The organism is Endozoicomonas sp. SESOKO1, from assembly GCF_024606265.1.
Taxonomy (GTDB): domain Bacteria; phylum Pseudomonadota; class Gammaproteobacteria; order Pseudomonadales; family Endozoicomonadaceae; genus Endozoicomonas.
Genome location: NZ_JAHHPP010000019.1, coordinates 1 through 25529, shown reverse-complemented (window position 1 = coordinate 25529; position 25529 = coordinate 1). Strand labels below are relative to the sequence as shown.

Below are 25529 nucleotides of genomic sequence, written 5' to 3'. Positions count from 1 at the left end.
AACAGAAACGTTCTTGAGCGATCAAGAACCCTCGCCTTTATGCCCTTCGGGTGCGCCAGCGCGGGGAGTGTCAGTCTCGCTCCACCACCATGGCAATCCCCATACCACCGCCAATACACAATGTGGCAAGGCCATGGCGAGCTTCACGTTTCGCCATTTCATGAAGGAGTGTGACCAGAATCCGGGCGCCGGAAGCGCCAATCGGATGACCCAATGCCACCGCACCACCATTGACGTTGGTTTTCTCCGGATCCAACTCCAGGCCTGCAACCACAGAAAGCGCCTGGACCGCAAACGCTTCATTGGCCTCAACCAGATCAATATCCGACACCGTGAGTCCAGCCCTTGACAATGCCTTCCTGGTGGCCGGTACCGGTCCATAGCCCATCACTTCCGGTGCAACACCGGCAGACGCGAAGGCCCTGATCACCGCCATGGGTTTCAGTCCCAGGGACCGGGCTTTACGGCGGGACATCAGCAGCAACATGGCAGCACCATCGTTAATGCTGGAAGCATTACCCGCCGTTACCGAGCCATCCTTGCTGAAAGCAGGAGGCAGTTGCGCCAGTTTTTCTGCCGACGTCATTCTCGGGCCTTCGTCTTTATCGACGACCACGGTCTTTTTTCTATCGACAACCTCAACCGGTACGATTTCCCCGGCAAAACGGTTAGCTGCCTGGGCGGCCAGCGCCCGTGCCTGACTTCTTGCTGCGTACTCATCCTGTGCTTCCCGGTTGATCTGATAATGCTCTGCCAGATTCTCCGCGGTAATACCCATGTGATAGTCGTTAAAGACATCGGTCAAACCGTCGCTGATCATGGTATCCAGAAGCTGTCCATGCCCCATGCGCTGGCCCCAGCGGGCCTTGGGCAAGACATAAGGCGCCTGACTCATGTTTTCAGAGCCACCCGCCAGGGCAACCTCAATATCACCACAGGCAATGGCCTGGGCCGCCAGGGCAACCGCTTTCAAGCCAGAACCACAGACCTTGCTGACGTTATAGGCGGTACTCTCTGTGGACATACCAACCCCCAGGGCTACCTGGCGGGCAATATTCATTCCCTGCCCTGCACCCAGTACATTACCCAGAATCAGCTCCTGTACCTCTTCTGCCTTGACCCCTGCTTTCTCCAGGGCACCCTTTGCCGCACAGATCCCCAACTGAGCGGGGGTAACAGAAGCCAGGGCACCATTGAACGTACCAATGGGAGTACGGGCAGCACTGACAATCACTACGTCTTCTATTGATAAAGAGCCTTGCATTATTCAATCTCTCCGAATGTTTTCAGGTCGCTGGCAATGTTCAGTTCTGCACCTGTGGCTTTGATGACCTGCTCTACGGTGGTATCCACAGCGATTTCTGTTAACAATAGTCCGTTTTCAGTGACCTCAATAACCGCCATTTCAGTAACAATCAGGTTGACCTGACCTTTTACCGTCAACGGCAGGTTGTGACGCTGGAGGATTTTTAGGCTCACCATTCTTGTGGTAATGAAAAAACAAACTGGTAGTACCAGATAATTCTGAACTTTTGGAAATAGAGTCTGTCAGACGATAGTAATTGTCAGGTCAAATCAGTAACTATCATGCAACCGCACATCACTGCAAATAGACCCGGTAGTCCGGTCAACGAAATTCTCACAAGGGCCGACTCCAGAGATGGCGAATCTCAACCGCCTCGCCGTTCGCCCCTGCTGCATGGAGTGCATGCCGTTGATAATGATCAGGTAAACCTGACGGTGCTGCCAGATGATGCCACAGGCTTATCTGTTGCCGGGATGCCTTTAGATGACAGAACGGTATGTGCAAACCAGGGCGATTCCCTTTTTGGGAGTTTCAGGGCAATGACCTGCCGGTTTGTTGAAAGCGTCTTATCTCCCTTTGGAACCCCATCAATACCTGATAATTCCACAGGAACCATGGCTTTCCCTACTTCAGGTCATAGCAACTCGTCCACCAGAACCAAAGCAATACAACAAAGTCCATCATTACCGGGCAGGACTGACAATATTGCTCAAACACACACGCCAAACTATCTTGCAGGTAACCATCTTTTCTCTGAATCTTTTCTTGCGAAAATCAAAATATTTTGTAAAGAGGGCATTGTTAAAGATATGCCCAGAGCTAAAACCGGATCTACCTGCGTTTATCTTCCTGAATCTTTTCCGCAGGTAGTATTAAGATACACCAATGAAACGAAGAGGCAGTTCATTTGCCAGCAAAAGCAAAAAGTCGGGGATGCGCTTGGTCAACTCAAATGTTCACACTTGATCGTTCCAAAAGCAATAAGCTGTAATAATTTTTTGGTAGAAGAAAGGCTTCCGATCAATGCCAACATCTATCACAATTTAGGTTGTTATTTATCAGAACCGGAACTATTTGATGAGCCAGTTCGAGAAATGGTCAGGCTTTCATCTAAATTCTACATAGACGATATACTGACTTCTTATTACAATTCTGTCGGATATAGATATGTAGAAGGCGTCAGGTATTATCCAAAATATGAGAACTTACCGCTTTATTCAGTAAAAGAGAATGGCTTTAAAGTAGGCAGGATTGGTCTGATTGACCTTGATTTTTATTTCCCGGATAAAATCGATGGTAGAACCCTGCCATCTTTGGCAACAATATTCCCACTTCATGAGCATATTATCAGAGAAGAGGCTGACCTTTTGGGTTTACCTTACAACGAAGAAAAACTGGGCGTTGCTTTTGCTCGAGGTAACAAGTGCCTCAAATCTTATTCTGACCATGCTGATTGGTTAACATTGAAAGGCGTTACCACTGAGTTTATGAATTGGTCTTTTGATATCAGCCCAGACGTTTCAAATCAGTTGAATAAAATTGTGCAACAGGAATTATGTCTTATGAATAAGGGGAAGAGTGTAATTTTTAAACGAAATATTGACGAAGATCTCTGTAAAGGTTTTTTGATCGGAGATTTTTTCACTTCGGCAAAAGTGCTCTCTGACACAATCACACCAATGATTATTGCCAATTTAAAAGGGGCAATGAATGAGCATATTACTCAAAATACATCAGACAATACCTTTACTGAACTCACCGAAGATCAAATTATTTTTCTAAGATCTCCTATTGTCAGAATACCACGTTTATACGAAGGTATTTTAGATGTTCTTATTTCTTCTCCTTGTTTTTGTGTCTACGTGAATAAATTTTATCATACTCCCATAATTGCAGAGCAGTTAATCCATAGTGTGTTAAGTCACTTGGTTACCCGTAAAGAAATACTTTATTACAGTCAGAGATTACCCTTCGATAGTGAAAAACATATGCATCCTGAAGAAAAAATTTGTTGTTTTGGCTATTGAGTATTTTTTCGGTGGTCATTCCCTTATTCACAGGTCAAAATGGATGATTCTCTATCGTGAACCTTTTCCCATAATCACTGTCGAACCTGCTATAAACAAAACGGAGGTTAATGACGAATAATGATGAATATAAAAACTCTTGACTCTTTAAAGCAGCATCAGCCACAAGAAGAAAAAAAGCCACCACCGCCTGTGAAGCATAAAAAATTGGGTGAAGTAAAAGATCTGGAGCAAGACAGGACATCCCCTTATTTTACCAAGCATGGCAACCAGCTGGTTGAAGTGAATGATGGTTCATTTCATGGCAGTGTGAACAGGATTATCCGACAATTCAGGGTCGATCAGGCAGAGGGTAGACAAACCCTCAAGCTCAAGGCACCCAACAAGAGCGATGTTACCTGACTTTTTGGATAAACACTCTCTCCCGGTCTGTTGTCATCGATTACTGGCCTACAACCCGTCTACCAGAGAGCTTTTCACTCATTATGCCCCACCACTGGTATTCAAACTCAACTTATCCATGGCACCACTTAGAATATGATCAATGGTGTCCAGCACCCCTTCGTCATTATTTCCGGGCGCTGAATAGCGGGCAACTCGCCGGACACTGTCACTGGCATTATTCATGGCAAAACTGAAACCTGCTTTTTGCAGCATCTCCATATCATTGTCGCTGTCGCCAAAGGCAGCCACTTCTGCATCGGCAATGCTCCACTGCTCCTGCAACAGATGAATGCCGTGGGCCTTGTGAACACCGGGAATGATCAGGTCGATCCACTGGTGACCGCTGGTGACCGGCACCAGCACATCCTCCAGCGTCTCCCTTGCCGCTTGCAATATGGCATTGTGTATTACCGGAGACATTTTAATGGCGATTTTCAGAACTGTGTCGCTTATATCCTGATACGCTTGTATCAGCTCAAGACGCTGATAATGATTGCGGGCATTGGCCACTTCATCAGGATCCCCAGTGTTCAAAACATAGGCACTGTTTCGGCCGCAAATAATGGCGGTTACCTCTTTCAGGCTTTCCAGAAACGGATAGACACGGGCCAGTGTTTCAGCCGCGATATCCGCAACAAACAGCTCCCGCTGCCCGTCGTGAACATAGCCGCCATTTTCTGCCACATAGGCAATATCGCCGACATCGATATCCTCAAAATAGGACCGCAATTTGTAATACTGGTTACCACTGGCCACGACGAATCGAATCCCCCGGTCCTTCAGGGCCTTGAACTGCTCCAGAAAACGCTCACGGTTATACGTTTTGTTATCTTTCAGAAACGTGCCATCCATATCGACAGCAACCAACTTGATTCCGGTGTAGCCTGTCATTCTGCTGTTACCTTTACATAAGCCCATCATTCAATCATGTGCACAAGTACCATTTCTCAGCAAAAATCACAAACATAAGTACAAATACACAATTGCACAGTATTCATTCCGGCATGAAAATCACGTAATCTCCTCCGCCCTTTGGCGCATGTGCTCCAAAGGCAAAAACACAACCCAAAACACACGCAGAGAAGACATCATGAAAGTGCAAGGTTTCGCACGCTCACTGATTGCCATTGCAATTGGTGCAACCGTCAGCAGTTCGGTTATTGCCAGTGAAATGGCATCACAGGTCGTGGATAAAGGACTGACATTCTCCATCGGTGGTGCCTGGAACGATCTGGACAGCATCCGTGGCCTGGATAGCAAACTGGCACCCGAAGTTGGTATTGGCTATCGCCTGAATAACCGTTTCAGTGTTGAGGGTATCTACTCCCAGTACTCCACAGACCAGAAGGCCGGCGGGGATGCAGACCTTAACGAATTCCGCCTGGACGCATTCTACGACCTGACCCCCTGGGATGGTTCCCTGACCCCTTACGTAGTTGCCGGTATTTCCGAACTGGAAGCCGATTATGAGATGGGTGCGGAACACGACGACACCCGCATGAATGCCGGTTTTGGTTTAAGAAAGGCATTTACTCCAAACCTGGCCATCCGTGGTGATGTCCGTGCCGTTCGCACTCTGGATTACGCCCAGACAGAAGCCATGGCGAATGTCGCCCTGACCTGGACCTTTGGCAGTGTAGCCAAAGCACCAGAACCTGTTGCCGTGGTTGAGCCGGTTCAGGAAGAAGTGGTTGCAGCGGTTGAACCAGCACCGGTTCTTGATGCTGATTACGACGGCGTACTGGACAAGGACGACCTGTGCCCAAATACTCCTGCGGGCATTACCGTTGACAATACTGGCTGTGAGCCAATGAAACCCATTGATCTGCTGGTTAACTTTGAGTTTGATTCTGCAGTCGTGAATCAGGAAGGCTTCGAGCAGATCGCCAAGATGGGCGAATTCCTGCAACGCTATCCAGAAGTCCGTATCCGTATTGAAGGCCATACGGATACCAGTGGACAAGCGGCATACAATGAACAGCTGTCTGTCCGTCGTGCCGACATCATCCGTCAACAACTGATCGAGATGTACAATATCGACGCTGAGCGTATAGATGCGGCTGGTATGGGTGATAGTGAGCCTGTTGCCAGCAACGATACTATCGAAGGCCGTCAGCAAAACCGTCGTACAACTGCCGAGATTTTTGGCGCTTAATACGACGTCGGCCAGACGGTGTCTGGCCGATCTCAAATATAATAGCCGTAGTAAATCTTTATTCTTGGTTGACATAAATATTGAGTGGTTTGTATTAGGGAGGAACTTTTATAAGAAAGGGCAGTCTTAAGCTGGAATCCACAATTCAACGATTCAATAATTCTATGAATCTCCTTAGTAGCCTTCCTCCATTCGATCCTGCTTTTGCTAATCTTCATTCTGGCCCGTTAGGCTTAATGGAAGAAAAGTATCAATTTGATGCCAGTGAACAACCTACAACATATCAAGGAATTTCTGTTCAGACGCTAGACACTGCTTTTCCTATTTACCCTAAACAACCAGATATGGACAAAAATAACGCTAACTCTTTTAATTCATTGAATGATTATGGTATTGAGCCTGTAACACTTTCCAATACAGCAGGCTTTTTCAGCATTGATATTCCTGACATACCAACATCAGTTCTTGATGAATATATACCCGACATTCCTCTTATTCAGCAGATATGTCTATCAGGGAGTGAGCCTGAGATCAGTGAGCCGACTCCTGCGAGCCATTCAATTCCAGATTGTTCATTAACCCATCTTCCTGATGTACTCCCTAACCCACAAGATTTACGACCATTTACTGCAGTTAACCCGCTAAACCAGAACCAGACGACAAGTGATAAACAAACACCCCAGGCAAAAGAAATTGTTGATAACTCAGCAAAAACTGATTTCCGAAGGAAGCGCAGAAGAGAACCCTACTACCATAATAATCCCGATTTCGCTGAGCGCGAAAAGAAACGCAACAGGGAACGCTACCAGAATGACCCCGTTTACTTAGAGCGCAAAAGGGCGCGCCAAAAAGAGTACTATAAAGAACGCTACCAGAATAATCCCGATTTTGCCGAGCGCATCAGGAATCGCAGAAGGAAGAAAAAAAGGGAGCCTGACAAAGGTTCAGCTGTGGAAAATGGATGCGCAGTTCATGTTTAGAAGGTGGAATTGGTATTAACCCACCGACACAAATTCACACATACAGCCCGGCACAATACCCCGAAGCCCAGGCCCACTGGAAGTTGAATCCGCCAAGGTGACCGGTGACATCCAGTACTTCACCAATAAAGTAGAGTCCGGGGTGGTTCTGGCTCTCGAAGGTTTTCGATGAAATATTGTCAGTAGCAACCCCGCCCAGTGTGACTTCGGCTTTTTTATAACCTTCGGTGCCTGCTGGCGTAAATACCCAGGATTCCAGGCATTCGGCCAGCCGTTGCAGCTCAGTTACATTAAACTGGTTAACGGGTTTACGACCATTGTCTGTCAATTTTTGCAGCTCTCCATAGGTGCATAGAGCTGTTGCCAGACGTTTGGTTAATTGATCTGCAAGTAGCGAGCGAATTTCAGCCCTGGGTTTTGATTCCCTGAGTTCATTCAACCAATCTTCTATGGAAATACCTGGCAGCCAGTTGATGGAGACTTTACTGCCTGGCCGCCAGTAGGAAGAAATCTGCAATATCGCCGGCCCACTCAACCCTCTGTGGGTAAAGAGCACATTCTCACGGAAACTTTGCCCGTTACAGTTGGTGATGACGTCCGCGCTCACACCGGATAACTCAATAAAGTGTGTCAGCCATTGTTTATCCATCGTAAATGGCACCAAGCCTGGCATTCTCTCGATTAGATGGTGACCGAACTGTTCGGCCAGTTCATAACCAAGGCCGGAAGCCCCCATGGTGGGGAATGACAAACCACCGGTTGCTACGACTAACGACGTGCATCGAACGTCGCCCAGTGTGGTATCCAGCAAAAACCCGTCTGAATCGTCCAGTGGTTTAACGTGGTGTAATGCTGTCTTCAGGCGAATGGTGACGCCGGACTTCCTGCACTCTTCCACCAGCATTTCCACAATATCGCTGGATTGCTGGTTGCAGAACAGCTGCCCCAGGGTTTTCTCATGCCAGGGAATCTGGTGCTTATCCACCAGCGCCTGAAAGTCCCACTGGGTGTAACGGGCCAAGGCTGATTTGCAGAAATGAGGATTCTTTGAAAGGTAGTTCGCTGGTTCAGCGTACATATTGGTGTAGTTGCAGCGCCCACCACCGGAAATCAGAATTTTCTTACCAATCTTATTGGCATGGTCAATCACCAGCACCTTACGGCTGCGATCACCTGCCGTCAGTGCACACATCAACCCGGAAGCCCCAGCTCCAATAATAACGGCATCGTATTGCATGGATGGCAATAAGGGTTGATTTAACGGCATAGGATTGGGTCCACAGGAGGGAATGAATTGGCGGGCACTATAACGAAACTGACAGGGAGTACTCAAGATCCGGTTTCACCAGGATGGAGAAGCATTTCTAATGACAATACGCTTTAGCAGTTAACCGGACATAGTGTGAAAACATAAAAGCCCTGCAATGGCAGGGCTCTTTGACAGCATAAAAACTGAACTTATTTGCCCAGTTTCTTGCGAACCGCCTGAAGAGTTCTGAGCTGGGCAGCCGCTTCGGCCAGCTGGGTTGCCGCTCTTGAGTAGTCGAATTCGCCACTCTGGTTTTCCAGGGCTTTTTCTGCCTGACGCCTGGCTTCTTCAGCCGCCGCTTCATTCATGTCATCGGCACGCAGTGCCGTATCCGCCAGGATCTTGATCTGGTTTGGCTGGACTTCCAGGAAGCCACCGGAAACGTAGAAAACTTCTTCTTCACCACCTTCGATCACCAGACGGATGGGTCCGGGTCTCAGCTCGGTCAGCAGCGGTGTATGCCCGGGCGTAATACCCAGGTCTCCCAGGATGCCGGTAGCAATCAACATCTCTACCTGACCTTTGAAGATCTCACGCTCGGCGCTGACGATGTCACACTCTACGGTTGATGCCATTGGGTGCTTATCTCCTAAGAGTTGCCCGCTGCCCGCCTCCCGCAGCCCGTAAAAGCTTTTGTCTTGTCTTTTCGGGCAGCGGGCAGCGGGCAGCGGTCTTATTTACATGGACTTGGCTTTTTCAACCGCTTCGTCAATGGAACCGACCATATAGAAAGCCTGTTCTGGCAGCGCATCAAACTCACCTTCCAGAATGCCCTTGAATGCACGAATGGTGTCTTTCAACGGAACATATTTACCCGGAGAGCCGGTGAAGACTTCTGCAACAAAGAATGGCTGAGACAGGAATCGCTCAATCTTACGGGCACGGGATACGGTCTGCTTATCTTCTTCAGACAGTTCGTCCATACCCAGAATGGCAATAATGTCTTTCAGCTCTTTATAGCGCTGAAGTACTGTCTGCACACCACGGGCGACTTCGTAGTGCTCCTGACCAATGACCAGAGGATCCAGCTGACGGGAAGTGGAGTCCAGTGGGTCAATCGCCGGGTAAATACCCTTGGAAGCGATATCACGGCTCAGTACTACGGTTGCATCGAGGTGGGAGAACGTAGTGGCAGGGGATGGGTCAGTCAAGTCATCCGCTGGTACGTATACCGCCTGAATAGAGGTGATGGAACCGGTCTTGGTGGAGGTAATACGCTCCTGCAGTACGCCCATCTCTTCCGCCAGGGTTGGCTGATAGCCTACCGCAGAAGGCATACGACCCAGCAGTGCCGATACTTCGGTTCCCGCCAGGGTGTAACGGTAGATGTTGTCGATAAACAGCAGTACATCACGGCCTTCATCACGGAATTTTTCCGCCATGGTCAGACCGGTCAGGGCGACACGCAGACGGTTTCCGGGTGGCTCGTTCATCTGGCCGTACACCAGCGATACCTTGTCGATAACGTTGGAGTCGGTCATTTCATGGTAGAAGTCGTTACCTTCACGGGTACGCTCACCCACACCGGCAAATACCGAGTAACCGGAGTGCTCGATGGCGATGTTACGGATAAGCTCCATCATGTTAACGGTTTTACCAACACCGGCACCACCGAACAGACCAACCTTACCACCCTTGGCGAATGGGCACACCAGGTCGATGACTTTGATACCGGTTTCCAGCAGCTCGTTGGTCGCTGCCTGGTCCGCATAACTTGGCGCCTTACGGTGAATGGCTGCTCTCTCTTCTTCACCGATAGGGCCTTTTTCATCAATAGGATTACCCAGAACGTCCATAATACGTCCCAGGGTTTTAGTACCCACTGGCACCTGAATTGGTGCTCCCGTGTTGGCAACGTTCAAACCGCGGGCAACCCCTTCGGTAGAACCCATGGCAATGGAACGAACCACACCGTCACCCAGCTGTTGCTGAACTTCTAGTACCAGGTCCTTGCCATCAACATTCAGTGCGTCATACACTTTGGGAACGCTGTCCCGTGGGAATTCGACGTCGATGACGGCGCCGATAATTTGTACGATACGACCGCTACTCATAGTCTTTCCTCACCCTTTAATCTTTTATCCCGCCGCGCTTTTTATATGGCCGCAGCGCCTAAACGGCCGCAGCGCCGCTGACAATTTCAGAGAGTTCCTGTGTGATCGCTGCTTGACGAGCCTTGTTGTACACCAGCTGCAGGTCATCAATCAGGTTTCCGGCGTTATCGGTAGCACTCTTCATGGCCACCATTCGAGCCGCCTGTTCACAGGCATTGTTTTCAACCACTGCCTGAAACACCTGGGACTCGACATAACGGACCAGCAAACCGTCCAGCAGCTCTTTGGCATCGGGCTCATACAGATAGTCCCAGGGTCTCTTCAGGGACTCGTCATCATCAGGCACCAGTGGCAACAGCTGCTGCACTTCCGGCCGTTGTGTCATGGTGTTAACAAACGCATTGTTCACCACAAACAACCGGTCGATCCGGCCTTCCTCATAGCTGTCCAGCATCACCTTGACGCCGCCAATCAGGTCAGCAATGTTGGGTGAATCCCCAATATGAGTCAGGGCTGCTACCGCGTTCTCAGCGCCCATGCTGCGGAAGAAGGAAACCGCCTTGCTGCCAATCAGGCAGAGGTCGATGCCTACCCCCTGATCGCGCCACTTCTTCATGCTTTCTACCGTCTTCTTGAACAGGTTAATGTTCAAGCCGCCACAGAGACCACGGTCAGTAGAGACGATAATGAAGCCAACACGCCTGACTTCACGCTCAACCATGAAACTGTGCTCATACTCTGCATTAGCGTTGGCGATATGCCCTACCACCTTACGAATGCGCTCAGCATAAGGACGGCTGGTTTCCATCCGCTCCTGGGCCTTACGCATCTTACTTGCAGCCACCATTTCCATGGCACTGGTGATTTTCTGTGTACTTTTTATGGACGATATCTGCGTCCGTATCTCTTTTGCGCCTGCCATTTTCAGTTACCCGTTGTCAGTTATCAGTTGCCAGTTGTTGGACAGCAGGCAGTTATTTCGGACAGGCTTTACTGTCCACTGACAACTGCCCACTGACAACTGATCACCAGGTCTGGGTGGCCTTGAACTTCTCAATGACTTCCTTAAGGCCTGCTTCAATCTCGCCGTTGTAGTCCCCGGACTCATTGATATTCGCCATCAGTGCACTGTGCTGAGCGTTGGCATAGCTGATCAGGGCGGATTCAAAATCACCAATCTTGCTCAGGGCTACATCCGCCAGGAAACCTTTCTCAGCCGCAAAGATGACCAGGCCCATTTCGGCTACTGACATGGGTGCGTACTGGGTCTGTTTCATCAGTTCGGTAACCCGCTGGCCATGCTCGAGCTGCTTACGGGTGGCTTCATCCAGGTCAGAAGCAAACTGGGCAAACGCCTGCAGTTCACGATACTGGGCCAGTGCCAGACGGATACCACCGCCGAGCTTCTTGATGATCTTGGTCTGGGCTGCACCACCGACACGGGATACCGATACACCGGCGTTCATCGCAGGACGGATACCGGCGTTGAACAGATCCGTTTCCAGGAAGATCTGACCATCGGTAATAGAGATAACGTTGGTGGGTACGAAAGCTGATACGTCACCCGCCTGGGTTTCGATGATGGGCAGGGCGGTCAGGGAACCGGTCTTGCCTTTCACATCACCGTTGGTGAACTTCTCTACGTAGTCTGAGTTAACCCTTGCCGCACGCTCCAACAGACGGGAGTGCAGATAGAAGACGTCACCAGGATAAGCTTCACGACCCGGTGGACGACGAAGCAACAGGGAGATCTGACGATAAGCCCAGGCCTGCTTGGTCAGGTCATCGTAAACGATCAGGGCATCTTCACCGCGGTCACGGAAGTATTCACCCATGGAGCAGCCGGCAAATGGCGCCAGGAACTGCATGGCCGCAGGATCAGCTGCACCGGCAGCGACAACAATGGTGTGGTCCATTGCACCATGCTCTTCCAGCTTGCGCACCACGTTGGCAATGGTGGACTGCTTCTGACCAACCGCAACGTAGACACACTTAACGCCAGTGCCTTTCTGGTTGATGATGGCGTCGATAGCCAGAGCAGTCTTACCGGTTTGACGGTCACCAATGATCAGCTCACGCTGGCCACGGCCAATGGGCACCATGGAGTCAACCGCCTTGTATCCGGTCTGTACCGGTTCATCAACTGACTGACGGGCAATAACGCCGGGGGCTACTTTTTCAAGAGGGGACGTCTGCACGGTTTGCAGGGCGCCTTTACCGTCAATCGGGTTACCCAGGGCATCGACGACACGTCCCAGCAGTTCATTGCCCACCGGAACTTCAAGAATTCGACCGGTGCATTGAACCGTCTGGCCTTCAGCCAGATCACCATAGTCACCCAGTACCACTGCACCGACAGAGTCACGCTCTAGGTTCAGTGCCATGCCGTAGACATTGCCCGGGAACTTGATCATTTCCCCGTACATGGCATCCGCCAGGCCATGAATACGTACAATACCGTCAGTTACGCTGACAATCGTGCCCTCATTCTGGGCTTCACTGGACACATCAAGCTGTTCGATTCGACTCTTGATGATGTCACTGATCTCGGAAGGATTCAGTTGCTGCATAGCTTACCTGCCCGCTCGTTATTCGCAAAAAAACCGCAAACGTACAGTTTTATTGATTCTCAGGAAATCATCGCATCGGCCAGCTTGCCCAGCCGGGCACGGAGACTGCCATCAATGACCAGGTCTCCCGCTTTGACGATAACGCCACCTAAAATGCTGCTGTCGATCTCGGTCACCAGTTGAACAGAACGTCCAAGTCTGGCCGCCATTTTTTCTGCCAGTTTATCTTGCTGCTCCTGACTCAGGGGATACGCTGACGTCACCAGCACCTGCTGGGAACGCTCTTCTTCCGCTCTCAACCGGGCATAGAGGGCAGCGATTTCAGGCAGCAGTTGCAGACGACGATGTTCTGACAATACCCGAAGGTAATTCTCAAACGGCTTGTCCAGCTCTCCCTGACACAGTCCGATAATGGTCTCTGCCTGCTGTGCACCGCTCAACTGCGGATTGCCCAGCATCTCAACCACTTTCCGATACGCTGTGACACTGGCACAGAGGGACAGCATGTCAGACCATTCGCTCAAACGTGATGCATCACGGGCATATTCAAATGCCGCTTTGGCATAAGGACGGGCACAGGTTGTTAATTCCATGATCTCCAGCCCTCTTAAAGCTCAGCCGCCAGATCATCAACCAGCTTGCTGTTCGCTGCCTCGTCCAGACGTTCACCCAGAATTCGTTCAGCACCGGCAACAGCCAGGCTGGCCACCTGCGAACGTAATGCTTCACGGGCCCGGTTAGCGTCCTGCTCAATTTCAGCAGCAGCGGCAGCCTTCAGGCGGTTACCTTCAGCCCGGGCCTGCTCTTTGGCTTCATCGACAATCTGGTTTGCGCGTTTGTTAGCCGACTCGATGATACCCTGGGCTTCGACTCTTGCTTCTTTCAGCAGTTCAGCAACCTTGTCATTGGCCTGTGCCAGGTCTTTTTCTGCCTTGTCAGCAGCAGCCAGACCATCGGCTATTTTTTGCTGTCGGTCACTCAGCGCTTTGGTCAGAGGTGGCCACACATATTTCATGCAGAACCACACAAAGAACATAAAAGCGATGGATTGGCCGATCAGAGTTGCATTTAAATTCACGCCAACACCTCTTTTAGTTAATGTCGTTGGCTCCTTTCAGAGCCTGGCCTTCTCTCAACGCCGGTCGGCTAGAGCCGACCGGCGTGGTTTGGCACCTGGTCGGGCATTAACGTCTTTGCTTAGAGCAGTCCAACAAACGGGTTAGCAAAGGTGAAGAACAGGGCAATACCAACGGCAATCATCGGGATCGCATCCAGCAGACCCGCAACGATGAACATTTTGGTTTGCAGCATAGGTGCAGTCTCTGGCTGACGGGCAACCCCTTCCAGGAATTTGCCGCCAAGCAGGGCAAAGCCAATGCCCGTTGCCAGCGCCGCTACACCCAACATGATGGCAACACTGATTACTGTCAGACCAACTACCAGTTCCATATTTCCTCCCGACTCTACAGGTCGTGTGTTGTGAGATTAGTGGTTTGTTAAAATTAATTTATCCAGTGGACAGCGCTCCGGGGATATGCTTCCCGGTTACCTTTCACTCAGTGCTCTTCATGAACGCTACTCAGATAAACGATCGTCAGCGTCATGAAGATGTATGCCTGAAGGGTAATAACCAGAATGTGGAGAACGGCCCAGCCAAAATGCAGTGGCAGCTGCGCCCAGCCAATCATGGCAATCAGGATAAATATCAGTTCACCGGCGTACATATTGCCGAACAGTCGCAGCCCCAGGGAAACAGGTTTGGCTAACAGGGATACCGTTTCCAGCAGCAGGTTGACAGGAATCAGAATAACTTTCGCAACCGGATTCTTACTGGAGAATGGGTGCAGGGCCAGGTCAGAGAACAGGCCAGACACACCTTTGACCTTGATCCAGAAGAAGAGCATCAGGAAGAAGACGCTGATCGACATGGACATGGTGATGTTCGGGTCTGTCGATGGCACGATCTTCATGTAGGGAATGCCTGCCAGCGTTGCCAGCCCGGGAATCCAGTCCACAGGAATCAGGTCCATCAGGTTCATGAAGAAAATCCAGACAAAAATCGTCAGGGCCAGTGGGGCAATCAGTGGGTTTTTGCCATGGAAGGATTCACGAACACTGGTGTCGACAAATTCGACAATGGACTCAACGGCATTTTGCAGCTTCCCGGGAACACCAGCAGTGGCGTTTTTGGCCACAAAGCGGAACAAGAGGACAAACACAAACCCGAGGAATACCGACCAGAGCATACTGTCGACATGAATGGCCCAGAACCCCATCTCTTTTGCTTCCGCGGGGGTCAGGGCAAAAGTCCAGGTTGGCTCGGTCAGAACTCCCTGAGGATGCCCATAAGCGTCAATTCGCTGATAACCAGCAGGCAGTTGACCATACGTCAAATTCTGCAAGTGGTGCTGTATGTATTCAGTAGCAGTATTTGCCATGGCTAATCCTGTAAACCGTCCATTACATTTTCACTTAAACACTTTTCAGCAAACCACCACCATGGGTGCGCCGTTTTGTGTAAACCATTACATTACCGGCTTCTGCCGACGAATTACCAGCCATGGCGCAAACCAGCTTACTGCCTGAACCGTGATAAAAGATCCAAACAGTGCCAATGGCTCCAGCGGTTTAACCAGGGTAAACACCAGGATAAAACCCGCAGTGGTCAGCACCAGTTTGCCAGCTTCTCCGCGATAGAAGGAGCTAACGATCAGTTTGGCAGAGCGTGCACCGCGGTAACGGAACGCTCTCCACACAAAATACGCATTGGGTAGCGAGCAACAGAGCCCTCCCAGAAGAGAGGACAATGTAAAAGTGATTCCCAGAGGAAGCAGTGCCAGGGCCAGCACAGCAGATACAAGCAACTGGGCAACAATCACACGATGCACAGGTGGCTGTTGGAGCCACAGGCGTTTACGATGATCAACACGACCGGATTTGTGGTTGGCAAATCCAGACCAGTCATCACTTGGCATTGCCATTTGCTGCTTCCAGGTTTTTGCTTCTGACATACTTCCGTTAACTACAGCTCAGTGGTCTTTCCCGCTTTCATCCGCCAAGCAAGGGGGGAGAGCAAACGATTAATGTATGCACACCGCGAAACGCTCTGTTGCCCCATGTCAGAATATGTTATTTGCCTGATGATTTCTGACAACCCTGCGGGCGCAGTATATGGGTAATAGTACCTATATTCAACCGAAACCATACCTACTCATTAATATTTCACAAAGTCATAAAACATATAATCTGACAGAGCAGCCAGCCAGCGTGTCCTGTACAAGGGGCAGGAGAATATGTCCATCTATTCGGTGTACAAAACTCGTCGTCTAAATAACCAAACACCCAATGTATGAAAATTAAACTTTTTGGCTCTTCATCTTAAATGGCTTCCATTCAATTATGAATTGGCATAACTGATCAAAAACCGTACTTTTGTACTTTTTCTTATGAGTCAGTAGATAAAAATGACGTTTCAGGTTCAGCCCTGTAACCCCAATCGTTGCCATATGCCCGGTATCCAATGTTGATTTTGCCGCCAGACTTGAAATACAGGCGATACCAACGCCATCACTGACGGCCTGTTTAACGGCCTCTGAACGGTTCAGCACCATGGCGACCCTGGGTGACTCCAACTGAGTAGCAATCATCTCATCGAACAGTTCCCGGGTACCCGAGCCCGGCTCTCTTAAAACCCATAACTCACTGGCCAGTGAAGACAGTGGGATATTGCCTTTATTGGCCAATGGGTGGCCCGGGCTGCAAATAACCACCAGCTCATCTTCAAGCCAGGTGGTTACCTCGATATCCGGATGCAGGCAGACACCTTCGACGACCGCAAGATCGGTTTTGAAATCCAGTAGCCGCTGCTCAATGACCCGGGTATTATCAATTTCCAGATCAATTCTGATGCCTGGATGTCGTTCCCGGAACTGGACAAGCATTTTTGGTAACAGGTTATTGCCTATTGTTGAACTGGCATTCAAAACCAGAGAACCCGACTCATAAGATCCATTACCTGCAAACTGATTTTCCAGTTCCCTTGCGCGATCAATCAATTCACACGCCTTTGGCAAAAGAGCCCGACCTGAATCATTCATTTTCAGGCCTGCCCCCTGATTACGGTCAAACAATGGCCCTAAATGCTTTTCCAGTTCAGATAAAGCCATGCTGGCTGCCGGTTGGGAAATATACAAACTCTCAGCAGCACCAGTCACCCTTCCGAACTGAGCAACTGCCCGAAATATTTCCAGCTGACGAAGCGTAATGTGCATTTGATGTACAGCCTATTCCATCAAAAACCTGAGAACCGGTGTGCTGACCCAGGTTTACCTGATATTCACCATTCCCGAAGCTTTTATGCCCGACGATTTTCTGATGGCACAGACTGAAGCCAGGGAGAGAATATCACTACTTGAAATGAATCAGGTCATAAGCATACTTGATAGGCTCTCAAAGTATTATTGATTTTTATAAAAATTTTATCGTCATATACTGAGCCTGAAGTTATCCCCTCAATGAATTTATTCAGTTTTTTCGAGTTGTATCATGAAAAACAGTGGTATTAGCGGCTGGGTTGAGCTGAAGAAACAAACCCCACATTTTGAAACGATCTTGAATTGCAGACGTATCCTGAGAAAGAAATCACCGTGGAATGACATGGCGCTTTTCTTTAAAGAAGCAGACAAGCACATCAAATAGTGCTCAATTGACAATAAACACCTCTTAATATCAGCCGCTTTTTCAAGCGGCTTTTTTATGATTAGCACAAAAAAACAACAGGAGCGAAAGTAAAAAAACAAAATCAAACAAGTCATTTTCACGGTTTTTATTCATGCCCATCATATTATCCATGGGAATCGGCCTTCATTAATAAAAATTGTACTTTAGTACGCTAAATGAAAATGGCAGAAAGTGTATATGTGTTCTATATAAATTCACTGGTTGATAATGAAACGCTGCTGTCTATAGCTTCCCTGAGTGACACCAGACAGGGTATCCCATCTCGTGCTCTCAGAAACCAGTCTATTCTTAGCAACGTTTTCTTATTTCAGGCTTGATCTATAGAACATAGAAAAAGCAGATAGCTGTTTCTTGTACACACTATTGATATGGAATACGTTGGGAACCCTCATGAAAAAGATAACTTCACTCTTAACCGCTCTTACTGTTTCTGCTGTTTCTTCAGTTGCCATAGCGGCCGGGTTGGAAGATGGCTGGTCGGAAAATGATATTTTTATTGGTCTGGAAGGTGGCTATGCCAAGACCAAAGTAAAGGTGGACGGAGTGACCGGTCATGATAACAGTGATAATACGGGCTTTTTTGGTGTTCGCCTTGGCAGCTACTGGCATGATGAAGCCAGAGCCTACTTAACTGTCGGATATCTCAAGCCCAAGGATGCACACTGGAATTATGGTTCCGGTGAGGCGAAAGTGAATGATATCAAGCAACTAAACCTTCTGGTTTCAGCTGATTATCTTTTTATGCCTGAATGGCAGCTTCAACCCTTTGCTGGCTTGACTATTGGCGCCGCAGACACCAAAGCTAATGGTCAATTCAATAACCAGAGTGGAAGCTTCGACAAGAAGTGGGCTTTTGCTTACGGCGCACAGGCTGGCGTGATCTATCAGATTGATAATATTGACCTTGAGGCCGGGTTAAGATACCTCACCAACAGCGCTACTCATCATTACAAAGAACACCACGACGTTAAACTGAAAGTAAACGACTCTCGTCAGATTTATGTTGCGGCAGCTATCCACTTCTAAGTGACTGTTTCAAAGCCCTATCCTTTTGCGAGGCTGGGGCAGTCCCCTTTATTCCCTGATCACATGCGGTACAAATCTTGAGCTGTCCCTGGTAATCCCTGAGTCATCTTCCCTTATACCGATTCCCGCTGGCCGGTCAGCAATAACCCAACTTCCAATGAGTGTATGGTTCCCGGCAAACTCAGGCAAAGGCTCATATTTCTGCAAAACATAGCCACTATCTACATAGGGACCATCAACAGCCATTACCGTCTTTCCATTCTCGATAACAGAAATGTTTGCCCCTTCCCTGGAAAAAATGGGCTTCCTGACGTAGTGATTTCCCAGGTCATCCCCCGGTTTTTCATCGTCAAAATAGCTGGGCAGCAGATTAGGGTGTCCCTTAAACTCCTGCCATAACAGGGGAAGAATCCCCTTATTCGACAGGATGGCCTTCCATGGAGGCTCAAAGAATAAGGTGTCACTTCCTGGAAGATAACAACCAAATTCTTCCTCAAACATATACTCCCACGGGTAAAGTTTAAATATGCCCGGAATGGTTCTATCTTCCAGGTCGGTAAACTTTCCCTCAGGACTGACACCAATGTCCTCAGTATAAATAAACTTTGTGCAAAGCCCTGCCTGAACGGCACAGTCACGGAAGTATTCAACCGTTCCATAATCTTCTTCGGAGTCCTGACTGCAGGAGAAATAAAGTGGCTCATTGGCCATCTTCTGCTTTTTCAGTAGAACCAGTGCTTCAATCAGCATTTCCTGAATGATATTGAACTGATCTATCTCCGGAGGTAGGTGCTTCTCTTCAACCATTTGCTCCAGCCAGAGCCATTGGAAAAAAGCAGACTCATATAACGACGTGGGTGTGTCTGCGTTATATTCATAGAACTTTGCCGGTGATTTGCCATCGTATGAGAAGTCCATGCGTCCATACAGGTGAGAATCTCTCCTCAGCCAGGATTCCCGTACGTAATCCCGGAAAAGCTCAGGAATTCCCAGACGCTCCATCATCCGCTCTGAATTAACGACCTTATCCACCAGGTGCAGGCACATCTGGTGGATCTCTGCGGTAGGATCTTCAATATCCTGCTCTACCTGCTTCATGGTGAACTGATAATACGCAGATTCATCCCAGTAGGCTTCTCCACCAATGGTGTGGAATTTAAACCCGAGAGACTCCGCCAGTTTTGTCCACTCGTTTCTTGGTGCAGAAGAAATACGCAGCATTATCCCCCCCAGCTTCCTCTCGCAGCAGAGCGGCTACCAAAACCACCCCGTTTCATGGTGGTACTTTTTATTGAAGGCTTGGTCATGAAAGGTTTCACTGTTGCCTTCTTATCAACCACCACCTTACCTTGCTGATAGCTGCTGCCAATCCTGTCGTAGTTGCCCGTTCGGAAATAACCGCCACTACCAAGGTAGAGAGGAATTACTGTAAAAGAACTTCTGCTAGAGCCTGGCTCTGCAGCAAGCATAAAGCCTTCCATGGTCGGAATATACTCTCCGGAGGCCAGCTGCTGGCATGTAGAGCCAAAATCCTGCTGGCAGTCTGAGGCGGCATTATATTTGGGCGCCATCATTAAATGGTTCTGCCAGGCCTTGTTGTATTCATACCGGCAAACCGAATCTGATATCACGCCATCACTGATGCAACTGGCTACGTCTTTGTAAACCAGTGCTTCTCTGGATGAGTCTGTGCAGCCACTGAGCACAAACGGAGCGGTTCCCATAATGGCAAGCTGCAACTTCTTTGAACGCTTCATTATTCCCTCAGCTCTGGTATTGGCTCTTGGTATTAATACGGCTAATAAGTCAAACAGGCAGCGTTCAATAAACCGGCTGCGATGGATACTCCCCCGAGCCAGATACCAGAAGCAAGCTCATTGTCTGCGATATGCTCTGAGATTTGTGGAATAAACAGCCTTAATCCAAAAAAGGTAGCCAACTGAACAATCAGGGCAACTCCACCCCAGAGCGCCATATCCATCAGATCAATCGAGTTTTCAATGACACTGGCCAGAGGCAGAACAAAGCCTATTAAACTGCCGGCAAACGCAACCGCTGCAGCTGGCACATTCGCCCTGATCAGTTTCATCTCTTCATGTGGAGTACACCTTGTGTAAACCAGTACATAAACCCCCGTTAACACCAGCGCAACGACAAAATAGGCAAGGAAAAGAGGAACTCCGGCCAGATAGTCGGTAATGGCAATCATATTGTTACATCCTGAACATTATCGGAACTGACTGGCAAGGATACCCTTGCCGGGCCGGAAATTCATTCGTTTGGTTAAGTGATATTCATGGATGACATATCAAGATCAAACCCTAAGCTGACAACAGCTGTAGCTTCATCGTCGCTACTGAACTCAAGGGATGCCAGGAGATACTCATAACGCTCACTATCATTGATTTGTCGCTGATAGAGCATGGCCAGATGGTCTACTTCATAAACAGACACCGACTCATCACGGCTGTGAACCGTTTCGGTGAAATTAACCGGTTCAATCCGCCCGGGAACCGCCTCATCCCAGACCCGACGGTAACGGGTTTCATCCAGCTCAAAGTGTTTATCGCCAATTAAACCAGAGTCACTGACCCAAAGGCCCACTCCGCTCTGGCTGGCGATGTTATGGGTTTGTGTAAAGACAAAGAATTTTATGTCATCAATATTCTGCGCTTCATAACCACCGCTTGTGGAGACCTGAATGAAGCCATCATCAGCGGTGTAAAAGCGGCACAACGAGGCACCGGCCCCCAAATCAATGAAACCTGCTGCCTCTATCGTCTGAACCCCTTCTGGCAAGGTGAATCTGAGCTGTTCACTCATCATCTGGAAAGGTAACAAGTCCAACTCAACAGCGCTTCCCAAACGCAAATTGAGTGGTGACGGTAAAGAAACCCTCTTGCTTTCGTCTGCTTTCTTGCTTTTAAACCAGTCAAAGATCATAGAAACAAACCACCACTTAAAACGCTTGATAGAGAAATCGGGACTATACTCTTAGTCCCCTGACAGATGGCAACGAATAGAAAAGAGAACACGTTATGTCCGAGTCATCACTGGCGTTATTTCTGATAGCGACCCTGATTCTTGCCCTGGCTCCGGGACCAGATTTACTGTATATCACTACCCGTGGGCTTTCCCAGGGAGCCATGGCAGGATTAATTTCCGCACTGGGTGTCCATACCGGTGTACTTATCCATACTATTATCGCATCTCTCGGGCTGTCTGCCCTGATAACATCATCAACGATGGGATTTTCATTGATTAAATACGCCGGGGCAGCTTATCTCTGTTACTTGGGAATCCGAACGCTCTTTTGCTCGAAAGGAGAGAATAGTACTGAACAGTGTATTTCCAAAACAGCCCTGAAGAAGGTTTTTTATCAGGGTGTTATTACGGATGTACTGAATCCAAAAGTTATCCTTTTTTTCCTGGCTTTTTTTCCACAATTCATTAATCCATCGAGCCCCTCGGCTCAAATTGATATCTTTATGCTTGGACTTACCTTTGTGTTGGTTGCCTTTCCGATTGATGCGGCTGTTGGACTGTTTGCTGGCAGTGTTGGCAAACAGGTAAACCACTGCAAGCAGCGCATGCAGTGGGGCAAATGGATGGCAGGCTCAGCATTTATTCTCCTCGGAATCGGGACAGCCTTTACTGCGCCACCATCCTGACAGACTAACTCTGACGGGCCTTCAGACGTTCCAATACGCTGGAGGCGTCAGAATCCCCCTTGCTGATACCGGCCGCCTTTAGCTTGGCCTGAAGGTCGTTCTCAGTGGTATCACCAGAAAGTTCACTGGCAGCCTCCATCCGGGCAGCCCGCTCTGCCTGTCGTTGCTTGATCCTTTCCAGAGAGTCCGTTGCCGTAGCCATTTTTGAGTTGACACCACTGTGTCTGGCAGCACAGGCTGCCTGTGCTTTTTGCACAGACTCCGTCGCTTTAACCGTATCAACCTGCTGCTTGAGGCGACGAAGATTGGATTCTGCATCCGCAATGGCTTTTTTCAGGCTGACAATGCTGTCCGCAAAGCTCTTTTCCATCTCCTGTTCTGAATTCAGCTGAGCCTCATACTCGGCAATTTTACTGGCAACATCCGTTGCCAGTGACTCATCGCCCTGGTCCAGGGCTTTTATCGCATAGCCTTCATACTCAGCAACTTTTTCCTTCAACTCTGCACATTTTTGTGAGGAGAGCTTTTGCTTGGCCATGATGCCAGCCAGCTGAGTCTTGGACTGTTGCAGCTGATCACTCGCCTCACGAATTTCCTGATCCAGAATGCGTAAAGCATTGCTGTCTGCAATCGCTTCACCGACTTCATTGGTCGCCCCTTTCAGGGCAGTCATCACTTTACTCCAAATGCTCATGGTATTTACCTGCCTCTAATGCTTAATAATTAGCCAACTATGCCACTGACTCAGAAATCAGGTGATTCCCGTAAGCTTCTGTGGCCTTGATGGCATTGGCGGCTAGCGTTTCCAATTCCTGCACAATATTCTGCAGTGAAGACGATGAGCTCAGTGCGCCAAAAATGGTGTAGTACTCACTGCCATCCGGAAAGCGATCCAGACTGATAGTCGACAATGGAAATAATTTATGGGTACGCAAAACCTCATCATTTAATGCCACCGGGTTCTTGACCATTGATATAGGCCAGAGCACCGCATCGGCAATAATCTGCTCCCCGGAAACCGTCAGGTAGATAGGCAGATCACCAAACTCCACCATACTGATTTCCAGGCAGGGTTCAGTGCCATCCACCAGATTCAACACCGCATTACCACTGGTGCTCAGTAGGTCATTAACCAACGCTTCGTATAAGCTTTGAATTGTCCAAACACTTGGTGACTGTGTCATGATGGTATTTCCTGATGGTTGATAGGAATCGGTTTGTCGCAGTTGATGCTCAATACCCCGCAGCAGGCTGGCATTCTCTGGCAAAATCCAGATCTCTTTTTTTACCAGCCCCTGCTCTCTCATCCTGGAGCGAAACTGTCGCTGGTAATGTGCAGCGTTTTTCCGCAAGGCCATGAATGAACTCTCTATAACTTTCTATATCAGTGATATGCCCGACTTGGATAACAATCGAACACTCTATTACATGTAACAAACGTTACATGTAATATAATCACTCTGTTATTTTTTTCAACCACCTTCCATGTAAACTGTTTATCACGCTTCCGAAAAGCCAGATTATCAGCGTCGCCAATAAGCCGAGGTAAACATCACCATAACGGTAATAACCTCCAGTCGCCCCATCAGCATGCCAACGGCCAGCACCCACTTGGCCATATCAGGCAGTGGTGCAAAGTTACCTGCAGGACCAATAATGTCTCCAAGCCCCGGCCCAACGTTGGCAATGGCCGTGACCGATCCAGTCAGGCTGGTAATAAAATCCAGTCCCATCAAACTGAGCAGAAGCGTCATGATGCCTGTCAGCATCAGGAAAAAGAAAGTAAACCCGACAAATGAGCGAATAATATCCGAGGTAATTGGCTGACCATTGTACTGCATGCTGAAACAGGCTCTAGGATGGCTCAAAAGCTTCAGCTGCACATTCAGTAACCTCAGCCCCAGTTGGAAGCGAAAGATCTTTACACCACCAGTGGTGGAACCTGAACAACCACCAATAAAGCTCAGGAAGAAAAATGAAGCTGCGGCAAAGCCCCCCCACAATGAGTAATCGGTCAGGGCAAAGCCTGTCGTGCTGATGACCGATGTCGTATTAAAGGCAACCAGGGTCAATGCTTCAAAAACACCGTACTCCGAATTCATCACTAACCAGGTTGTCATAGAGACCCAGACAAACCCAATCAGCTTAAGAAAGCCCCTAACCTGGCAATCTTTCCACAACGGCTCAGCATTTCCCGACAGAAATCGTACCAATAGAACAAAAGGAAGACTGCCCACCAACATAAAGATGATGCCAGTCCAGTGGATTGCAGGATTCTCAAAATGTGCCATTGATGCATCGGAAGTGGAGAAACCACCGGTTGAGAGTGTAGCCATTGAGTGATTAATTGCCTCAAAAGCCGTCATTCCTCCCATGTAATAGGCCAGGGCACACAGAGCACTCAATCCCAGGTATATTTGAACGATCCGCTTCGCGATCACACCGGATCGGGGCATCACTTTTTCCGACCAGTCTGAAGACTCACTCTGGAACAGGCGCATACCACCCACCTTAAGAAAAGGCAGAACCGCAACGGCCATCACAATAAAGCCAATCCCCCCCAACCAATGGAGAACGGAGCGCCACATCAAAATACCCGGATTCATATTATCCAGACCAACAAGCACGGTAGAACCCGTTGTGGTAATTCCGGACATGGTCTCAAAGAATGCATCGGTAAAGCTGATTTCTGTTTCAAATATGAAAGGCAGAGCACCAAACACACACACCAACACCCAGCTCAGATTCGTCAACAGAAAAACTTCCCTGGATCTCAATCCAAATACATCTGATTCAAAGGATGGCTTACACGACCACCACAGGAAAGAACCAAAGCCAAAGGTAATCAATGGCGACAGCGTAAATGCCATCTGGTTAGCCGGAGTATTAAAGATGATGTTTGTAAACAGCGGTATACACATCAGCGCCGCAAGCGTCATCAGTAGTAAACCAATGACGTATAAGACAGGTTTATAATGCATGGTCTTAAAGAAGCTTGATCAGTCCATTTTCAACGACATGATGGTCAAGCCGTATCCCAGTACTTTTCAGTTATAAAAAAGAAAAAAAGATTATTGTCAGTATGACCAAACAAGTCTGCAGGCACTTATACTTAGTCCTGCAGTGACTAAACTGAGTCATGACATAAGAAGGTGATTTTTCTGAGGTGAACTTATCTTTTACTGGACATAACAAAAACCCCGACAGATCACTCTATCGGGGTTTGCAACCTTGAGCAGACTCAAGG

The 25529-nt window shown here is 48.7% G+C and carries 27 protein-coding genes; 6 read left to right on the top strand and 21 right to left on the bottom strand.

Annotation, left to right across the window (positions count from 1 at the left end; translation table 11 throughout):
- Positions 1-70: 70 nt before the first annotated feature.
- Entirely contained in the window at positions 71-1246 is a 1176-nt protein-coding gene (locus KDK13_RS01470) for an acetyl-CoA C-acetyltransferase (protein WP_257282986.1), read from the bottom strand.
- A gap of 17 nt (positions 1247-1263) precedes the next feature.
- On the bottom strand, positions 1264-1482 hold the full coding sequence (locus tag KDK13_RS01465; RefSeq protein WP_257282984.1) for a hypothetical protein: 219 nt from the start codon (positions 1480-1482) through the stop codon (positions 1264-1266).
- Positions 1483-1587: 105 nt separating this feature from the next.
- Between KDK13_RS01465 and KDK13_RS01460 the strand changes: the two genes are divergently transcribed.
- Both KDK13_RS01460 and KDK13_RS01455 read left to right on the top strand, forming a co-directional pair.
- Positions 1588-3333: a hypothetical protein gene (locus KDK13_RS01460; protein WP_257282983.1), complete on the top strand. Its 1746-nt coding sequence runs from the start codon at positions 1588-1590 to the stop codon at positions 3331-3333.
- Between the two features lie 120 nt (positions 3334-3453).
- On the top strand, positions 3454-3735 hold the full coding sequence (locus KDK13_RS01455) for a hypothetical protein (RefSeq protein WP_257282982.1): 282 nt from the start codon (positions 3454-3456) through the stop codon (positions 3733-3735).
- Between the two features lie 81 nt (positions 3736-3816).
- Here KDK13_RS01455 and KDK13_RS01450 read toward each other — a convergent pair whose 3' ends face one another.
- Positions 3817-4668, bottom strand: a complete 852-nt coding sequence (locus KDK13_RS01450) for a Cof-type HAD-IIB family hydrolase (RefSeq protein ID WP_257282981.1) — start codon at positions 4666-4668, stop codon at positions 3817-3819.
- A gap of 199 nt (positions 4669-4867) precedes the next feature.
- On the opposite strand from KDK13_RS01450, the gene KDK13_RS01445 reads away from it, so the two are divergent.
- Together KDK13_RS01445 and KDK13_RS01440 are read left to right on the top strand one after the other, a co-directional pair.
- Positions 4868-5932, top strand: coding sequence for an OmpA family protein (locus KDK13_RS01445; protein WP_257282980.1), 1065 nt, complete (start codon positions 4868-4870; stop codon positions 5930-5932).
- 236 nt (positions 5933-6168) lie between these two features.
- A complete protein-coding gene (locus KDK13_RS01440; RefSeq protein ID WP_257282979.1) occupies positions 6169-6912 on the top strand; it encodes a hypothetical protein in 744 nt (247 codons plus the stop codon).
- Positions 6913-6946: 34 nt separating this feature from the next.
- Here KDK13_RS01440 and KDK13_RS01435 read toward each other — a convergent pair whose 3' ends face one another.
- The 11 genes from KDK13_RS01435 to KDK13_RS01385 all read right to left on the bottom strand — a co-directional run bounded on the left by KDK13_RS01435 (position 6947) and on the right by KDK13_RS01385 (position 17116).
- The gene (locus KDK13_RS01435; protein ID WP_257282978.1) at positions 6947-8179 is read right to left on the bottom strand and encodes an NAD(P)/FAD-dependent oxidoreductase; all 1233 of its coding nucleotides are present in this window, start codon (positions 8177-8179) and stop codon (positions 6947-6949) included.
- A gap of 191 nt (positions 8180-8370) precedes the next feature.
- Positions 8371-8796, bottom strand: a complete 426-nt coding sequence (locus tag KDK13_RS01430; RefSeq protein ID WP_257282977.1) for a F0F1 ATP synthase subunit epsilon — start codon at positions 8794-8796, stop codon at positions 8371-8373.
- Between the two features lie 102 nt (positions 8797-8898).
- Positions 8899-10275: a F0F1 ATP synthase subunit beta gene (atpD, locus tag KDK13_RS01425; RefSeq protein WP_209276724.1), complete on the bottom strand. Its 1377-nt coding sequence runs from the start codon at positions 10273-10275 to the stop codon at positions 8899-8901.
- A 58-nt stretch (positions 10276-10333) separates the two neighbouring features.
- A complete protein-coding gene (gene atpG, locus KDK13_RS01420; protein ID WP_257282976.1) occupies positions 10334-11197 on the bottom strand; it encodes a F0F1 ATP synthase subunit gamma in 864 nt (287 codons plus the stop codon).
- A 103-nt stretch (positions 11198-11300) separates the two neighbouring features.
- The gene (atpA, locus tag KDK13_RS01415) at positions 11301-12845 is read right to left on the bottom strand and encodes a F0F1 ATP synthase subunit alpha (protein ID WP_257282975.1); all 1545 of its coding nucleotides are present in this window, start codon (positions 12843-12845) and stop codon (positions 11301-11303) included.
- Between the two features lie 59 nt (positions 12846-12904).
- Entirely contained in the window at positions 12905-13438 is a 534-nt protein-coding gene (locus KDK13_RS01410; RefSeq protein ID WP_257282974.1) for a F0F1 ATP synthase subunit delta, read from the bottom strand.
- Between the two features lie 14 nt (positions 13439-13452).
- Complete coding sequence (locus KDK13_RS01405) at positions 13453-13923, bottom strand: F0F1 ATP synthase subunit B (RefSeq protein ID WP_257282973.1); 471 nt, start codon at positions 13921-13923, stop codon at positions 13453-13455.
- Positions 13924-14042: 119 nt separating this feature from the next.
- Entirely contained in the window at positions 14043-14294 is a 252-nt protein-coding gene (atpE, locus tag KDK13_RS01400; protein ID WP_020581950.1) for a F0F1 ATP synthase subunit C, read from the bottom strand.
- 107 nt (positions 14295-14401) lie between these two features.
- Positions 14402-15283 carry a F0F1 ATP synthase subunit A gene (atpB, locus tag KDK13_RS01395; RefSeq protein WP_257282972.1) on the bottom strand — a complete coding sequence of 294 codons (882 nt, stop codon included), beginning with the start codon at positions 15281-15283 and terminating at the stop codon, positions 14402-14404.
- An 87-nt stretch (positions 15284-15370) separates the two neighbouring features.
- Entirely contained in the window at positions 15371-15826 is a 456-nt protein-coding gene (locus KDK13_RS01390) for a F0F1 ATP synthase subunit I (RefSeq protein WP_257282971.1), read from the bottom strand.
- A gap of 375 nt (positions 15827-16201) precedes the next feature.
- Entirely contained in the window at positions 16202-17116 is a 915-nt protein-coding gene (locus tag KDK13_RS01385; protein ID WP_257282969.1) for a LysR substrate-binding domain-containing protein, read from the bottom strand.
- Positions 17117-17975: 859 nt separating this feature from the next.
- On the opposite strand from KDK13_RS01385, the gene KDK13_RS01380 reads away from it, so the two are divergent.
- Positions 17976-18611, top strand: coding sequence for an outer membrane beta-barrel protein (locus tag KDK13_RS01380; protein ID WP_257282967.1), 636 nt, complete (start codon positions 17976-17978; stop codon positions 18609-18611).
- Positions 18612-18659: 48 nt separating this feature from the next.
- Here KDK13_RS01380 and KDK13_RS01375 read toward each other — a convergent pair whose 3' ends face one another.
- The 4 genes from KDK13_RS01375 to KDK13_RS01360 all read right to left on the bottom strand — a co-directional run bounded on the left by KDK13_RS01375 (position 18660) and on the right by KDK13_RS01360 (position 21554).
- Positions 18660-19832, bottom strand: a complete 1173-nt coding sequence (locus KDK13_RS01375; RefSeq protein WP_257282966.1) for a glutathionylspermidine synthase family protein — start codon at positions 19830-19832, stop codon at positions 18660-18662.
- A complete protein-coding gene (locus KDK13_RS01370) occupies positions 19832-20368 on the bottom strand; it encodes a DUF1190 domain-containing protein (RefSeq protein WP_257282965.1) in 537 nt (178 codons plus the stop codon). Before KDK13_RS01370 ends, KDK13_RS01375 begins: the two co-directional genes overlap by 1 nt.
- A gap of 41 nt (positions 20369-20409) precedes the next feature.
- Positions 20410-20820, bottom strand: coding sequence for a DUF350 domain-containing protein (locus tag KDK13_RS01365; RefSeq protein WP_257282964.1), 411 nt, complete (start codon positions 20818-20820; stop codon positions 20410-20412).
- Positions 20821-20894: 74 nt separating this feature from the next.
- Positions 20895-21554, bottom strand: a complete 660-nt coding sequence (locus KDK13_RS01360; protein WP_257282962.1) for a YjfK family protein — start codon at positions 21552-21554, stop codon at positions 20895-20897.
- A gap of 95 nt (positions 21555-21649) precedes the next feature.
- On the opposite strand from KDK13_RS01360, the gene KDK13_RS01355 reads away from it, so the two are divergent.
- Positions 21650-22282, top strand: a complete 633-nt coding sequence (locus KDK13_RS01355; RefSeq protein ID WP_257282961.1) for a LysE family translocator — start codon at positions 21650-21652, stop codon at positions 22280-22282.
- 4 nt (positions 22283-22286) lie between these two features.
- On the opposite strand, the gene KDK13_RS01350 is transcribed toward KDK13_RS01355, so the two are convergent.
- From KDK13_RS01350 to KDK13_RS01340, 3 genes are all read right to left on the bottom strand, one after another.
- Positions 22287-22976 carry a PspA/IM30 family protein gene (locus KDK13_RS01350; RefSeq protein ID WP_257282960.1) on the bottom strand — a complete coding sequence of 230 codons (690 nt, stop codon included), beginning with the start codon at positions 22974-22976 and terminating at the stop codon, positions 22287-22289.
- A gap of 37 nt (positions 22977-23013) precedes the next feature.
- Positions 23014-23640, bottom strand: coding sequence for a YjfI family protein (locus tag KDK13_RS01345; protein WP_257282959.1), 627 nt, complete (start codon positions 23638-23640; stop codon positions 23014-23016).
- Positions 23641-23805: 165 nt separating this feature from the next.
- Entirely contained in the window at positions 23806-25263 is a 1458-nt protein-coding gene (locus KDK13_RS01340; protein WP_257282958.1) for a TrkH family potassium uptake protein, read from the bottom strand.
- Between the last annotated feature and the right edge of the window lie 266 nt (positions 25264-25529).

Excerpts from the sequence above, each read along its gene's own strand:
- KDK13_RS01390 (WP_257282971.1), bottom strand. The coding sequence starts at position 15,826 with ATGGCAATGCCAAGTGATGACTGGTCTGGATTTGCCAACCACAAATCC.
- KDK13_RS01350 (WP_257282960.1), bottom strand. The coding sequence starts at position 22,976 with ATGAGCATTTGGAGTAAAGTGATGACTGCCCTGAAAGGGGCGACCAAT.
- KDK13_RS01370 (WP_257282965.1), bottom strand. The coding sequence starts at position 20,368 with ATGAAGCGTTCAAAGAAGTTGCAGCTTGCCATTATGGGAACCGCTCCG.
- KDK13_RS01465 (WP_257282984.1), bottom strand. The coding sequence starts at position 1,482 with ATGGTGAGCCTAAAAATCCTCCAGCGTCACAACCTGCCGTTGACGGTA.
- atpA (WP_257282975.1), bottom strand. The coding sequence starts at position 12,845 with ATGCAGCAACTGAATCCTTCCGAGATCAGTGACATCATCAAGAGTCGA.
- KDK13_RS01365 (WP_257282964.1), bottom strand. The coding sequence starts at position 20,820 with ATGATTGCCATTACCGACTATCTGGCCGGAGTTCCTCTTTTCCTTGCC.
- KDK13_RS01385 (WP_257282969.1), bottom strand. The coding sequence starts at position 17,116 with ATGCACATTACGCTTCGTCAGCTGGAAATATTTCGGGCAGTTGCTCAG.
- KDK13_RS01340 (WP_257282958.1), bottom strand. The coding sequence starts at position 25,263 with ATGCATTATAAACCTGTCTTATACGTCATTGGTTTACTACTGATGACG.
- KDK13_RS01410 (WP_257282974.1), bottom strand. The coding sequence starts at position 13,438 with ATGGAATTAACAACCTGTGCCCGTCCTTATGCCAAAGCGGCATTTGAA.
- atpG (WP_257282976.1), bottom strand. The coding sequence starts at position 11,197 with ATGGCAGGCGCAAAAGAGATACGGACGCAGATATCGTCCATAAAAAGT.
- KDK13_RS01460 (WP_257282983.1), top strand. The coding sequence starts at position 1,588 with ATGCAACCGCACATCACTGCAAATAGACCCGGTAGTCCGGTCAACGAA.
- KDK13_RS01430 (WP_257282977.1), bottom strand. The coding sequence starts at position 8,796 with ATGGCATCAACCGTAGAGTGTGACATCGTCAGCGCCGAGCGTGAGATC.
- KDK13_RS01455 (WP_257282982.1), top strand. The coding sequence starts at position 3,454 with ATGATGAATATAAAAACTCTTGACTCTTTAAAGCAGCATCAGCCACAA.
- KDK13_RS01380 (WP_257282967.1), top strand. The coding sequence starts at position 17,976 with ATGAAAAAGATAACTTCACTCTTAACCGCTCTTACTGTTTCTGCTGTT.
- KDK13_RS01355 (WP_257282961.1), top strand. The coding sequence starts at position 21,650 with ATGTCCGAGTCATCACTGGCGTTATTTCTGATAGCGACCCTGATTCTT.
- KDK13_RS01360 (WP_257282962.1), bottom strand. The coding sequence starts at position 21,554 with ATGATCTTTGACTGGTTTAAAAGCAAGAAAGCAGACGAAAGCAAGAGG.
- KDK13_RS01435 (WP_257282978.1), bottom strand. The coding sequence starts at position 8,179 with ATGCCGTTAAATCAACCCTTATTGCCATCCATGCAATACGATGCCGTT.
- atpD (WP_209276724.1), bottom strand. The coding sequence starts at position 10,275 with ATGAGTAGCGGTCGTATCGTACAAATTATCGGCGCCGTCATCGACGTC.
- KDK13_RS01375 (WP_257282966.1), bottom strand. The coding sequence starts at position 19,832 with ATGCTGCGTATTTCTTCTGCACCAAGAAACGAGTGGACAAAACTGGCG.
- KDK13_RS01445 (WP_257282980.1), top strand. The coding sequence starts at position 4,868 with ATGAAAGTGCAAGGTTTCGCACGCTCACTGATTGCCATTGCAATTGGT.
- KDK13_RS01345 (WP_257282959.1), bottom strand. The coding sequence starts at position 23,640 with ATGGCCTTGCGGAAAAACGCTGCACATTACCAGCGACAGTTTCGCTCC.
- KDK13_RS01440 (WP_257282979.1), top strand. The coding sequence starts at position 6,169 with ATGGAAGAAAAGTATCAATTTGATGCCAGTGAACAACCTACAACATAT.
- KDK13_RS01450 (WP_257282981.1), bottom strand. The coding sequence starts at position 4,668 with ATGACAGGCTACACCGGAATCAAGTTGGTTGCTGTCGATATGGATGGC.
- atpB (WP_257282972.1), bottom strand. The coding sequence starts at position 15,283 with ATGGCAAATACTGCTACTGAATACATACAGCACCACTTGCAGAATTTG.
- atpE (WP_020581950.1), bottom strand. The coding sequence starts at position 14,294 with ATGGAACTGGTAGTTGGTCTGACAGTAATCAGTGTTGCCATCATGTTG.